Origin of the sequence: Lactobacillus nasalidis (assembly GCF_016587775.1) — a bacterium.
Taxonomy (GTDB): Bacteria; Bacillota; Bacilli; order Lactobacillales; family Lactobacillaceae; genus Lactobacillus; species Lactobacillus nasalidis.
Window position 1 is genome coordinate 1 of record NZ_BOCG01000302.1, and the last position, 11,815, is coordinate 11,815.

The following is an 11,815-nucleotide window of genomic DNA, read 5'->3' on the forward strand; positions in this document are numbered from 1 at the left end:
AGAGACTTTGTCCTTCACCCAAACTGGTACTCAAGACTTGGTAACCAAGGAAACAACTTGGAACCCAGTTGACTCACAGAGTTTGAAGACTGTCACTAGTCCAACGATCGCTGGCCTAACCCCAGATCAAACTGAAGTTGCATCATCAGAAGTAACTCCAACTTTTGATGGTGACAAGTCATCCACGGTAACTGTCACTTACACCGCTAATAGTCAAAAGGCACGGGTAAACTACGTCGATGAAGATGGCAACAACGCCGTTATCGCAACTTCAGGCGATCTGACTGGCTCATCCAAGAGTACGATTGCTTACAGCACCGCTGACACTATCAAGCAGCTGGAAAAAGCAGGTTACGTCCTGGTATCAAGTGACTATCCAGAATCACCAGTATTTGACACTGATGACGCTGCGGACCAAGTCTACACTGTAGTGCTCAAGCACGGTACGGCAGAAGTGAGTCGTGACCAAAAGGTAACTCAAACTGTTGTCTATGAAGTTCCAGATGGCTTCGAAGCACCGGCATCAGTAGAAGAGACTTTGTCCTTCACCCAAACTGGTACTCAAGACTTGGTAACCAAGGAAACTACTTGGAACCCAGTTGACTCACAGAGTCTGAAGTCAGTTACTACTCCAGTTGTTTCAGGCTTGACTCCAGACAAGAGCGAAATTGCTTCAACTGAAGTAACTCCGACTTTCGATGGTGACAAGTCATCCACAGTAACTGTTGTTTACACCGCTAATAGTCAAAAGGCACTGGTAAACTATGTTGATGAAGATGGCAACAACGCCGTTATCGCAACTTCAGGTGATCTGACCGGTTCATCCAAGAGTACGATTGCTTACAGCACGGCTGATACTATCAAGCAGCTTGAAGAAGCAGGTTACGTCCTGGTATCAAGCGATTACCCATCAGACGCAACTTACGACACAGATGATTCAGCTGACCAAGTCTACACTGTAGTACTGAAGCACGGTACGGCAGAAGTGAGTCGGGATCAAAAGGTAGCTCAAACTGTTGTCTACGAAGTTCCAGAAGGCTTCGAAGCACCGGCATCAGTAGAAGAGACTTTGTCCTTCACCCAAACTGGTACTCAAGACTTGGTAACCAAGGAAACCACTTGGAACCCAGTTGACTCACAGAGTCTGAAGTCAGTTACTACTCCAGTTGTTTCAGGCTTGACTCCGGATAAGAGCGAGGTGCCATCATCAGAAGTAACTCCAACTTTCGATGGTGACAAGTCATCCACGGTAACTGTTGTTTACACCGCCAATGCACAAAAGGCGCTGGTAAACTACGTTGATGAAGATGGCAACAACGCCGTTGTCGCAACTTCAGGTGATCTGACTGGTTCATCCAAGAGCTCGATTGCTTACAGCACGGCTGACACTATCAAGCAGCTGGAAGAAGCAGGTTACGTCCTTGTATCAAGCGACTACCCATCAGACGCAACCTACGACACTGATGATTCAACTGATCAGGTCTACACAGTAGTACTGAAGCACGGTACGGCAGATGTGAGTCGTGACCAAAAGGTAACTCAGACTGTTGTCTACGAAGTTCCAGAAGGCTTCGAAGCACCGGCCGCAGTAGAGCAGACCTTGTCCTTCACTCAGACTGGTACTCAAGACCTGGTAACTAAGGAAACTACTTGGAATCCAGTTGACTCACAGAGCTTGAAGTCGGTTACTACTCCAATTGTTTCAGGCTTGACTCCAGATAAGAGCGAAGTTGCTTCAACTGAAGTAACTCCAACTTTCGATGGCGACAAGTCGTCCACGGTAACTGTTTCCTACACCGCTGACACTCAAAAGGCTCGGATTAACTTTATCGACCAAGACGAGGGCGGGGCAGTTATCTCAACTTCAGGTGATCTGACCGGTTCATCCAAGAGCACGATCGCTTACAGCACGGCTGACACTATCAAGCAGCTGGAAGAAGCAGGCTACGTCCTTGTATCAAGCGACTACCCATCAGACGCAACTTACGACGCTGATTCTTCAACTGACCAGGTTTACACTGTAGTACTGAAGCACCAGACTCAAGAAAGAGTAAACACTAAGGACGCTAAGCAGACGATCCACTACGTTGGTACAGACCAGCAACTGCCTGACAAGATCCAAACCGAAAAGGATGCCTTTAAGCAGGTAGTAGTAGTCGATCTGGTAACTGGCAAGGTATTGGAGGAAGGTCCATGGACTGGACAGAATACTTTTGCCTCAGAGAGCGTTCCAGTAATCAACGGCTACCACACCGATCGGACTGTCACTGGTGGTTTGACCTCAACTCCAGACCAAGCAGAAGTTGAGGCTACCGTCACTTACGTGCCAAACGGTCATGTGATCCTGGTTGATAAAAATGGTCAGCAACTGCCTGGTACCAGCTCAGACCAGTACACAACTGATCCAGAAGATCCAACCAAAGTCCAAGACATCGTGGTACCAGAAGTCAACGGTTACCAACCGCAAACTGTTAAGGTAGGGCAAACGGTAACTCCAAGTGATCCTGCAGCTGACACTTACATCGTCTACGATGTTGTCGCTCAACCGGAAGAACCGACAGTACCGTCACAACCGGAAACTCCAACAGAACCGACAGTACCGTCAACACCGGAAACACCAACAGAACCGACAGTACCGTCAACGCCGGAAACTCCAACAGAACCAACAGTACCGTCAACGCCGGAAACTCCATCCGAACCAACAGTACCGTCTAAACCAGACCAGCCAAGCGTTCCTTCTAAGCCAGCTCAGCCGGCTGAACCAAAGGCTACTGGGAAGACCGATGTACCAGCTTCTCCAGTCGCAACCAGTTCACAGACCAGCCAGCAGTCCAAGCCAAGCAAGAAGCTTGCAGCTGCAGAACTGCCGCAAACTGGCAGCAATGACAAGCAAAGCAGTGAAATGACCCTCATGGGGGCAATCATGCTGGCCCTGTCTGCCGCAACTGCCTTCATTACTGGCAAGAAGCGCAAGAAAGACTAATTTTTAGGCAAAAAGAAAATGGTGATCCTAATGGATCGCCATTTTTTTGTTACAGTTCCTTGATGAAGTAGAACTGAGAGAAATTCTTGAAGGCAGGTGAGATTTTGAAAAGCTGCTGATAGCCCATTTTTTATAAAAGTCCGGCGCCTGAAAACTGTAGGTGTTGAGAATAATCCGCTTGATCTGCTTTGCACTTGCCTCTTTCTCGACTTGCTCCAGCAGCTGCTTGCCGTATCCTTGCCCGCGATATTCCTCGGCTACACAGAGGAATTCGACTTCAACTGTGTCAAATATGGCGCTGGCAACAATACCCGCTGCTATTTCACCGTTTTCTTCTATATAATAACTGTAATCTTCCGAATCCTGCATGAAGGCGCGGTTATATTCCTGCAGCAGGTGATGAACCTTTTCGTTGATTTCAGGGTTGCTTTTCTTGATTTCCATATTCTTGCCTCCCGTGAAGCATTTTTTCTTGATTTTAGCAGAAGGGGAGACGAAAAAACAGGTCCGCTCATCTCGAGCAGGCCTGTTTTCTTAATTATTAGTATACCGGACGAGTCAAGCCGTCAGTTGCTGGGTCAGCAATGTCAAGGCTGTCACGGCTGCCGAAGCTTGGGTCAGCGACAATCTGCAGAACTACGTCCGCGATGCTCCGTCTTGAGCCGGAAACGCCGACGAACTTGTCGTGACGGTGGGTGATGGAGTACTTGACTTCTGGACGGTCGTTCAGCCATGGCAGACGCAGGGTGGTGTAGTCCAAGCCTGATTCTTCCAAAAGCTGGTCAGCCTTAACCGGTGAAGTGCCTTCCGGATCCCCGCCGAAGCAGAAGTCCCGGTTCCACTTGCCGAATTCACCAGGAACTTCATCGTACAGGCCGAGCAGGCTGGTTTCAATTACTCGGCTGATGCCGTTTTGCTTGGCGGCAGCAATGATGTTCTTAGTTGGGCGGTTGTCGCCGGCGTCGTCATGGTCAACAACAGCTGAGTAGATCATGTCGCATCCCTTGGCTGCGTCGATTACGGCTTGAGAATCGTTCAAGTCCCCGTCGATCAAAGTTACCCGGTCCGGGTAGCGGTCCTTCAAGCTTTGCAGACGGCTTGCGCGGCGCAGGAACAATACGAGTTCCACGTCAGCAAACTTGTCTTCTGTCAAAATTCTTTCTTCAACAAGACGGGCAATTTGACCATTGGCTGCCAAAATCAATAACTTCATAATAATTTTTCCTTTCTGCTTGATCTAATCAATATTCAATCGTTGCTTTAATGATAATGGGCCAAAAGCAATTTGAAAAATGCTCTTTCCGTAATTTACCATTCGTTTTGAGCATAGCGTCGGCTTGCATCTCGCGTATAGCACAATGCACCGCTTGTAATGTACAAGGCCGCCGCAATAGTTTACGCTAATGAAAATAATATGTAGAAAGAAGTGACTTTATCAATGAAAACATGGTTGATTACTGGGGCATCGACTGGCCTGGGCCGGGGAATCGCGGAAGCCGTCCTGCAGGCAGGTGACCAGGCGGTCGTTACTTCAAGAAAAGCCAGCCGGGTGGCTGACTTTGAAGACCGTTACCCAGACCGCGCTCTGGCCTGCAGCCTTGAAGTAACTGACCCGCGGCAGCGCCGCGAGGTGGTTTCTAAAGCGCTGGAACGGTTCGGCAAGATCGACGTCTTAGTCAACAATGCTGGCCGGGGCCACTTTGGCTCAGTAGAAAGCAGCAGCGAGCAGGACATCCGTGACCTGTTTGAGATCAATTTCTTTGGCCAGGTCGGCATGATCCGGCAGGTTTTGCCGGCAATGCGTGAGGCAGGCAGCGGCTTGATCATCAATGTTTCCTCGATGGGCGTCATGTTTGAAAACTCAACGGGGAATTCCTATTATGTGGCCAGCAAGCTGGCCCTGGAGGGCGTCAGTGAAGTGCTGGCCAATGAAGTCAAGCCTTTGGGCATTGACGCGATGATCGTTGAGCCAGGGGCTTTTAGAACTGAATTCCGGGTCGCTGCCACTGGCGACTTGGAACATGAGAATCCGGCTTATGCCAAGACAGCCAAGGCCAGCCGGGAATTCCTGCGCGAGCACCCGCACGATCAGCCAGGCGACCCGGCCAAGGCAGGGCAGGCAATCTACCAGGCAAGCCAGCTAGCTGACCTGCCAAAGGTGCTGATTCTCGGCAAGGGCATGATTGAGCTTGCCCAGAAAAAGCTGGCCGACCGGTCCGCGGAAATCGCCAAATGGCAGCAACTGGCTGAAAGCACCGACTTTTAGGCTAATATTCCGGATGGTATTTGGCCATGACCTTCTTTTCAGTGCCGTCTTTGACGGCCAAAGTGTAATACTCGCACTTTTGATCAATAGTCTCATCGGTGCTTTCAGCCAGTTGCTGCCATAGTGTCTGCTCAAGCAGCGCGATCTGTTGCAAAACAGCTTCGCGCTGCTTTTTAAACATCTCCAAACGCTGAGGCAGGGTGGAGTCGCCTTCCACGCACCAGGTCATGAAGGTGCGGATGTCGGTAATGGACATGCCGGAATTTTTCAGGCATTCGATGATCCTAACCGCGTCGATGTTGCGCTGGTCAAATTCGCGCACCCCCTGGTCCGTCCGCCGCAAGCCCGGAATGAGGCCCTGGTTGTCATAATAGCGCAGGGTGGAAACCGGCAGCTGGCACAATTTTGAAACTTCAGTGATTGACAAAGTGTTTGCTTTTTCTTTTAAGGCTGGCATAAAAAATTCCTTTCAGATTTTTTTGAAAAAAAGACTTGCGCTAAAGTTAACTTTAGCCTGTATAATCATTATAACATCAATAAGCAAGCAGACACAGAAAGGAAAATTGCAACATGAACACTTTAGCAAACGACAGCAGAGTATTTAAGATCGACCCGTCCATCAGCGTGCAAAGCGTCCGCTTCCGCAACCGTTTTGGCATCGTTCTGGCTGGCCACCTGTACCTGCCAAAGAACTTTGACGACAAGCAGGCCTACCCGGCAATCGTGATCAGCGGTCCCTTTGGCGCAGTCAAGGAACAGTCAAGCGGTTTGTACGCTCAGACTCTGGCGCAGCGCGGTTTCGTGACTCTGGCCTTTGATCAGTCATTTACCGGTGAAAGCAGCGGCGAGGTGCGCAATGTTGCTTCTCCAGACGTCTTCACCGAAGACTTCAGCGCGGCAGTCGACTTTGTCGGCCTGCAAAAATTTGTTGACCGGGAACGCATCGGGGCCATCGGCATCTGCGGCCTGGGCAGTCATGTCTTGACGGCAGCGTCAATCGACAAGCGGATCAAGGCCGTAGCCACTTCAGTAATGTATGACATGTCATCCTCAATCTGGGACGGCGTTGGCAAGACCATGACCGATGAGAACCGGGAAAGCCTGAAGGACTACCTGGCCCGCCGCCGCTGGATCGACGCAGAAAACGGCACTTTTGCTGCCGGCGCTCACGAAGTAATGTTTGACCAGAATGGGGAAGTCATTTACATGGACAACCTCTTCCCGGACAAGCTGCCGGAAAACCCGAACCCGGTGCTGAAGGCCTTCTTTGACTACTACCGCGGCCGGGCTTACCACCCGCGGTCCATCAACTCAACCGGGGCCTGGACGTCAACGACACCTTGGTCATACTTCAACTTCAAGCTGGAGCAGTACATTGACCAGATTTCCCCGCGCCCGAGCCTGATCGTCACTGGCGAAAACGCGCACTCACGCTACTTCGCTGAAGAAGCTTACGAGAAGCTGAAGGATCCTAAGGAAATCGTGATCGTGCCAAACGCTGACCACGTTGACCTCTACGACCAGATGGACAAGATTCCGTTTGACAAGTTTGACGAATTTTTCAAGGAAAACCTTTAAAGACCATTTTTGGCAAAAAAAGCTGGAAAGGAGCGACAGGATGTCTGTTAAAGATAAAGTAATCATCATTACCGGCGCCTCCAGCGGGATTGGCCTGGCCACCGCGGAGCTTCTGGCAAAAGACGGCGCCAAGCTGGCCCTGGCTGCCCGGCACGTTGACAAGTTGGCCGAATTTGAAAAGTATGGCGACCAGGTGCTGGTCAAGCAGACTGACGTTGCAGAGGCTGACCAGGTTCAAGAATTGGTTGACCAGACCGTGGCCAAGTTCGGCCGGGTGGATGTGATCTTCAACAATGCCGGAATCATGCCCGTCAGCTACTTAAGCGAACGCCGAATCAACGACTGGCAGCAGATCATGCAGACCAATGTCATGGGCGTGTTGAACGGGATTGCGGCAGTTCTTCCATACATGGAGGAGCAAAACAGCGGCCACATCATCACGACCGGTTCGACTGCAGCCTACAAAGTATTCCCAAAGTTCGCCGTCTACAGCGCCAGCAAGTTTGCCGTCCGGGCCTTGATGGAAGGGCTGCGCTTTGAAGAGCGGGAGCACAACATCAAGTCCACTCTGATCAGTCCGGGAACTACGGTGACCAACCTGGTCAATACCATTCCGGGCGAGGCCGACCGGGAAGACGAGCGCCGGGTGCAGCAGTCTGCCTCCCTGACGGCAGAAGAAGTGGCTGAGGTGGTCAAGCAGGTGATTGACACGCCTGACAACCTGGCCGTAAGCGAGATTCACGTGCGGCCCGTCAAGCAGCTGGCCTAGCCTTTTTGAGCCGCAAGACTCACATGCACATTAAACAAGTTACTAAAAGAGCCTGATTTCCGTTAATGGAAGTCAGACTCTTTTAGCTTGAAAAAATTACTCTTGGCCGGGTTTATAGTTTTGGCACAGGAACTCGTCGGCATGCGGCAATTTGTCGTGCTTCATCAGCTCTTTTTCCGTGCCGGCCTCTATCGCGCTCTTGTAGTAGGCACACTTGTGGTTGATCACGTCCAGGGTCTTCTGCAGGTCGGCAATCTGCTCTTCAACGGCTTCCTTGCGCTTGAGGAAGAGATCGTAGCGCTCTTGCAGGGTGGAGTCGCCCTCCTGGGCCCACTTGGAGAACTGTTTGATGTCCTTGATCGGCATGCCGGTGCTTTTCAGACAATCGACGATCTGCAGCATGGTCAGGTCGGATTCGTTGAAGACCCGGTAGCCGGATTCGCGCCTCTCCAGGTAGGGGAGCAGGCCTTCTTTGTCATAATAGCGCAGGGTCGTTGACGGGATCCCTGTCATTTTAGAAACTTCTTTAATCGTGTATCCCATAAGAAAAAATCTCCTAAAAAGTTTGACTTTAGAGTTAACTCCAATGTTATATTCTATTCAGTAGAAATGCAAGAGATATAATCAATTTTTCAGGAGGTAAAACAGATGAGCAAAGTTATCGTAATTACGGGCGCGTCCAGCGGGATCGGCGAAGCCAGCGCGAAGGTCCTGGCCGAGCAAGGGAACAAGGTCGTGCTTGCTGCCCGCCGGGAAGACCGGCTGAAAAAGCTGGCAGACGAGATCAAGGCAGCTGGCGGTGAAGCCATTTACGTGCTGACTGACGTTGCAAAGATGGACGAGGTTCTGGCCCTGGGCAGCAAGGCAGTCGCTACTTACGGCAGAATCGACGTCTGGATCAACTGTGCCGGTTTGATGCCTTTGTCTGAGCTGGCCAAGGGCAAACCGACGAATGGGAGGCAACGATTGACGTCAACCTTAAGGGGACCCTGTACGGCATTCACGCGGCCTTGCCAGTTATGAGAAAGCAGCAGTTAGGCCAGATTATCAATATTGGCTCTGTTTCCTCCCACATTCCGACTCCGGCAGGCGGTGTGTACGCGGCAACCAAGTTTGGCGTCAGAGCCTTGTCGGAATCTCTGCGCCAGGAGGAAGCAGCCGCTGGCAGCAACATCCGCGTGACGCTGATTGCTCCGGGGGCGGTTGACACTGAATTACCGCAGCACGTCACCGATCCAGAGCAGCGCAAAGGGATGGAAGCCTTTTACGCAAGCACGGCTATTCCAGCAAAATCGGTTGCTGACTCAATTGCCTTTGCGGTCAATATGCCGGAGCACACGGCAATCAACGAAATCCTGCTTCGCCCGACGGCCCAGGTTCTGTAAAAATTAATTCAGTTGTTGGACTGAATTGCATGAACATCAAACAGTTACTGAAAAAAGGCCTGCTTTTGAGGAAAAAAAAAGCCGTCCCCCTTAACTTTTTAACTTTGCACAGTTAGGGACGTCTTTTTGTTCTGAAACTGTCACTGCCTTTGAAGCGGGCCAGTACAGAGAGTCTTGTTGCAGCAAGGCTCTCTTTCCTTTGCCAATTATAACACATTTGACTTGGAAATTAGGCTGATGAAGAGCAATTTGTGTATCCATTCCAATATTCGCCTTTTTTTACTGATGGTCCAAGCACATTCCCAAGAAAACAGTTACGCAATCTTTTCTGCCTGCTTTTGCATGAGCCGGCAGAAGGAAAGCACCAGCGGATCGCTTTCGTCCTTGCGGCAAACCAGGCCATATTCAAGCGGGGCAGGGTAATTCAGCTTGACTGCCTTGATCTCGCTTGGCTTCTCGATAGCCACGAAGCTTGGCATTACAGTAACTCCCAGTCCTGCCTTGACCATCAGATTGACGATCTCGACATCGTTGACATAGCTGATGTCCAAGTCCTTGACGCTCTTGCGAATCGTTTCTTGCAGTTTAAATTGCTCTGGCGGGCACCAGTTGTTGTCCATCAGCAGGATTTTTTGCCCGGCCAAATCGTTCAGGTTGAGTTCGCTTTTGTCCTTTAAAGGATGATCAGCCGGCAGCAAGGCCATGAAATGTCCGGTAAACAGCTGCCAGAATCTGACGTCTGCCAGATCGGCCACGTCGTCGTGCGTCGTGAAAATCACATCGCTGTCGTGGTTGAGCAGGTGGTGCTTGAGCAGATTGTGGTCGAAGCCTTCCAGAAAAAATTTGCAGTCCGGCCGCGCTGCTTGAAAAGCCCGGATCATCCCCGGCAAAACTGCTTGCTCCAGCGGGGTGTCCGTAATGCCGATGGTTAGATTGCTCTGCAGGCGGTTGAAAGAATTTCTGGTCCGCTGCAGGGCTTTGTTGTAGCTGTTGACCAGGCTCTTGCTGTCCTCATAAAACAATTTCCCGTTTTTGGTCAACTGGACTTCCCGCCGGCTGCGGTAGAAAAGGGTGACGCCAATTTCATCCTCCAAGCGCTGGATGATGCGGCTGACTGCGGGTTGTGAGATGTGCAGGTTTTCGGCAGTTTTTGAATAGTTGAGGCTTTCTGCCAGATTAATAAAAACGTTCAGATGATTCAAGTCCATATTTTTCCCCTTATGCAGGAGCGGTATAACTCATGCTAAATTAGTCTTTCTCAAATCAATTATGCCATGATAAATTAGTAAGTGAAAGCGGTATAGCTGATGAAAAGGAGAAAAATAATGACTAAGATCTATGACAATGTTGATCAATTAGATGTTAATGCATCTGCTGCATATACGGTCAAAACTGACGTCCTGGTTGTGGGCGCGGGGAACGCGGGTATGGAAGCTGCTGCAGCGGCCAGAGAAGCTGGGGCACAGACGATCCTGATTGAAAAAGAAAAGACCATCAACCTCATGCGGGTTGGTTTGGCCAGCATCGGTTCACGGGCGCAAAAGGCAGCCGGCGTGACCATCGATAAGCAGGAACTGGTAGAAAGCCTGGCAGCTTTTGCTCAGCACAACGTGGACCAGCGCCTTTTGGAAACTTGGGCAGACAACAGCGGGGCAACCCTGGACTGGCTGGAAGACAAGATCCTGAAGCCTCACGGCGCCCACCTCAGAGCTGAAGCCGACGCCATGGTGACCAATAAGGCCTACCAAGCTTTCCCGACTGAAAATGATCCGACTTTTGATGACCAGACCTTTACTTCCTATGGCGACTGGTTCCTGCAGTACCAAGAAGAGCACGGGGTCGACCTGCGCTTTGAAAACAGCCTGGTCAAGCTGCTCAAGGAGGACGGCCGCGTAACCGGGGCTTTGGTCAAGGATCTGGCCAAAAATGAGTACTACCAGATTCTGGCAGAAAAAGGGGTTATTTTGACTACTGGCGGATATTCTGCCAACACTGACCTGCTGAAGGAATGGAATCCTCTGGCCTTGAAGAAGAACGTCTACAACGACTCACCGCGTTCCAACGGGGCCGGGATCACTACTGCCTTGAATGTCGGCGCCATCCGCGACGAAGAACCAGCAGAAACGATTTTTGACCGTGGCTTGGTCCCAGTCGGCAAAAAGACGGAAGACATGTACTACCAAACCGCAACTTACGACCACTGGCTCTGGATCGGTTCTTATCCTTTCCTCAAGGTCAACCTGCGCGGGGAACGCTTTGCCAACGAGTCAGTTCCATACCAGTTCATCGTTAATGCCGCTGCCAAAGAGCCAGGCTACCTGTATGCCATGATCTGGGATGACGATTACGCTGACACTTTGGAAAAAGTCCACATGCTGGGCTGCGCACGTTTTGGTTTCCCAGGCTACATGAAGGACAAGGAAGCGTTCATCGCTGACACTAACCAGCATGTCAAGGATGGCTTGGTCGTTAAGGCTGATACTCTGGAAGAACTGGCGGACAAACTGGGCTTGCCGGCTGACAAGCTGAAAGAGGCAGTTGCCAACAATAACCAAGCCGTGATTGACCACCAGGACAAGGAATTTGGCAAGGAAGCTTACCGGATTACGCCAATCAAGAAGAAGCCTTACTACGGCTGTATTCTGGGTGGCCGCATCCTCTGCACTTTTGACGGACTCAGAATCAATACTAAGATGGAAGTACTGGACGAAAACCATGATCCGATTCCTGGCCTGTACGCGGCTGGCAACGACGCCGGTGGCTTCTTCTGGGGCAGCTACAATGACCGGGTTCCGGGCTTGGCTGCCAGTCACGCGCACACCTTTGGCCGCCTG

The 11,815-nt window shown here is 50.9% G+C and carries 10 protein-coding genes and 1 pseudogene; 6 read left to right on the forward strand and 5 right to left on the reverse strand.

Annotated features, from left to right (window positions below):
* Nucleotides 1–2,983, forward strand: a 2,983-nt coding sequence (locus tag lacNas_RS05355) for a mucin-binding protein (protein ID WP_201346671.1), incomplete at its 5' end; no start/stop codon positions are given.
* A 27-nt stretch (nucleotides 2,984–3,010) separates the two neighbouring features.
* Here the strand turns inward: lacNas_RS05355 and lacNas_RS05360 are convergent.
* A complete protein-coding gene (locus tag lacNas_RS05360; RefSeq protein ID WP_201331158.1) occupies nucleotides 3,011–3,427 on the reverse strand; it encodes a GNAT family N-acetyltransferase in 417 nt (138 codons plus the stop codon).
* 97 nt (nucleotides 3,428–3,524) lie between these two features.
* The gene (locus lacNas_RS05365) at nucleotides 3,525–4,196 is read right to left on the reverse strand and encodes an NAD(P)H-binding protein (protein ID WP_201331159.1); all 672 of its coding nucleotides are present in this window, start codon (nucleotides 4,194–4,196) and stop codon (nucleotides 3,525–3,527) included.
* A gap of 225 nt (nucleotides 4,197–4,421) precedes the next feature.
* Here lacNas_RS05365 and lacNas_RS05370 point away from each other — a divergent pair, with 225 nt between their 5' ends.
* Nucleotides 4,422–5,249: an oxidoreductase gene (locus lacNas_RS05370; protein ID WP_201331160.1), complete on the forward strand. Its 828-nt coding sequence runs from the start codon at nucleotides 4,422–4,424 to the stop codon at nucleotides 5,247–5,249.
* A 1-nt stretch (nucleotide 5,250) separates the two neighbouring features.
* On the opposite strand, the gene lacNas_RS05375 is transcribed toward lacNas_RS05370, so the two are convergent.
* Nucleotides 5,251–5,706, reverse strand: coding sequence for a MerR family transcriptional regulator (locus tag lacNas_RS05375; RefSeq protein WP_201331161.1), 456 nt, complete (start codon nucleotides 5,704–5,706; stop codon nucleotides 5,251–5,253).
* 113 nt (nucleotides 5,707–5,819) lie between these two features.
* Between lacNas_RS05375 and lacNas_RS05380 the strand changes: the two genes are divergently transcribed.
* Complete coding sequence (locus tag lacNas_RS05380) at nucleotides 5,820–6,827, forward strand: alpha/beta hydrolase (protein WP_201331162.1); 1,008 nt, start codon at nucleotides 5,820–5,822, stop codon at nucleotides 6,825–6,827.
* Nucleotides 6,828–6,867: 40 nt separating this feature from the next.
* Complete coding sequence (locus tag lacNas_RS05385) at nucleotides 6,868–7,596, forward strand: SDR family oxidoreductase (RefSeq protein ID WP_201331163.1); 729 nt, start codon at nucleotides 6,868–6,870, stop codon at nucleotides 7,594–7,596.
* Nucleotides 7,597–7,692: 96 nt separating this feature from the next.
* On the opposite strand, the gene lacNas_RS05390 is transcribed toward lacNas_RS05385, so the two are convergent.
* Nucleotides 7,693–8,139, reverse strand: a complete 447-nt coding sequence (locus tag lacNas_RS05390) for a MerR family transcriptional regulator (protein ID WP_201331164.1) — start codon at nucleotides 8,137–8,139, stop codon at nucleotides 7,693–7,695.
* A 105-nt stretch (nucleotides 8,140–8,244) separates the two neighbouring features.
* Between lacNas_RS05390 and lacNas_RS14575 the strand changes: the two are divergent.
* A pseudogene (locus lacNas_RS14575) lies at nucleotides 8,245–8,981 on the forward strand (SDR family oxidoreductase).
* Between the two features lie 314 nt (nucleotides 8,982–9,295).
* On the opposite strand, the gene lacNas_RS05400 reads toward lacNas_RS14575, so the two are convergent.
* Nucleotides 9,296–10,189 carry a LysR family transcriptional regulator gene (locus tag lacNas_RS05400; protein WP_201331165.1) on the reverse strand — a complete coding sequence of 298 codons (894 nt, stop codon included), beginning with the start codon at nucleotides 10,187–10,189 and terminating at the stop codon, nucleotides 9,296–9,298.
* Nucleotides 10,190–10,306: 117 nt separating this feature from the next.
* Between lacNas_RS05400 and lacNas_RS05405 the strand changes: the two genes are divergently transcribed.
* The coding region (locus lacNas_RS05405) for an FAD-dependent oxidoreductase (protein ID WP_201346672.1) at nucleotides 10,307–11,815 on the forward strand (1,509 nt) is incomplete at its 3' end.

Coding starts and splice junctions, on each gene's coding strand:
- lacNas_RS05360 (WP_201331158.1), bottom strand. CDS start 3,427: ATGGAAATCAAGAAAAGCAACCCTGAAATCAACGAAAAGGTTCATCAC.
- lacNas_RS05365 (WP_201331159.1), bottom strand. CDS start 4,196: ATGAAGTTATTGATTTTGGCAGCCAATGGTCAAATTGCCCGTCTTGTT.
- lacNas_RS05370 (WP_201331160.1), top strand. CDS start 4,422: ATGAAAACATGGTTGATTACTGGGGCATCGACTGGCCTGGGCCGGGGA.
- lacNas_RS05375 (WP_201331161.1), bottom strand. CDS start 5,706: ATGCCAGCCTTAAAAGAAAAAGCAAACACTTTGTCAATCACTGAAGTT.
- lacNas_RS05380 (WP_201331162.1), top strand. CDS start 5,820: ATGAACACTTTAGCAAACGACAGCAGAGTATTTAAGATCGACCCGTCC.
- lacNas_RS05385 (WP_201331163.1), top strand. CDS start 6,868: ATGTCTGTTAAAGATAAAGTAATCATCATTACCGGCGCCTCCAGCGGG.
- lacNas_RS05390 (WP_201331164.1), bottom strand. CDS start 8,139: ATGGGATACACGATTAAAGAAGTTTCTAAAATGACAGGGATCCCGTCA.
- lacNas_RS05400 (WP_201331165.1), bottom strand. CDS start 10,189: ATGGACTTGAATCATCTGAACGTTTTTATTAATCTGGCAGAAAGCCTC.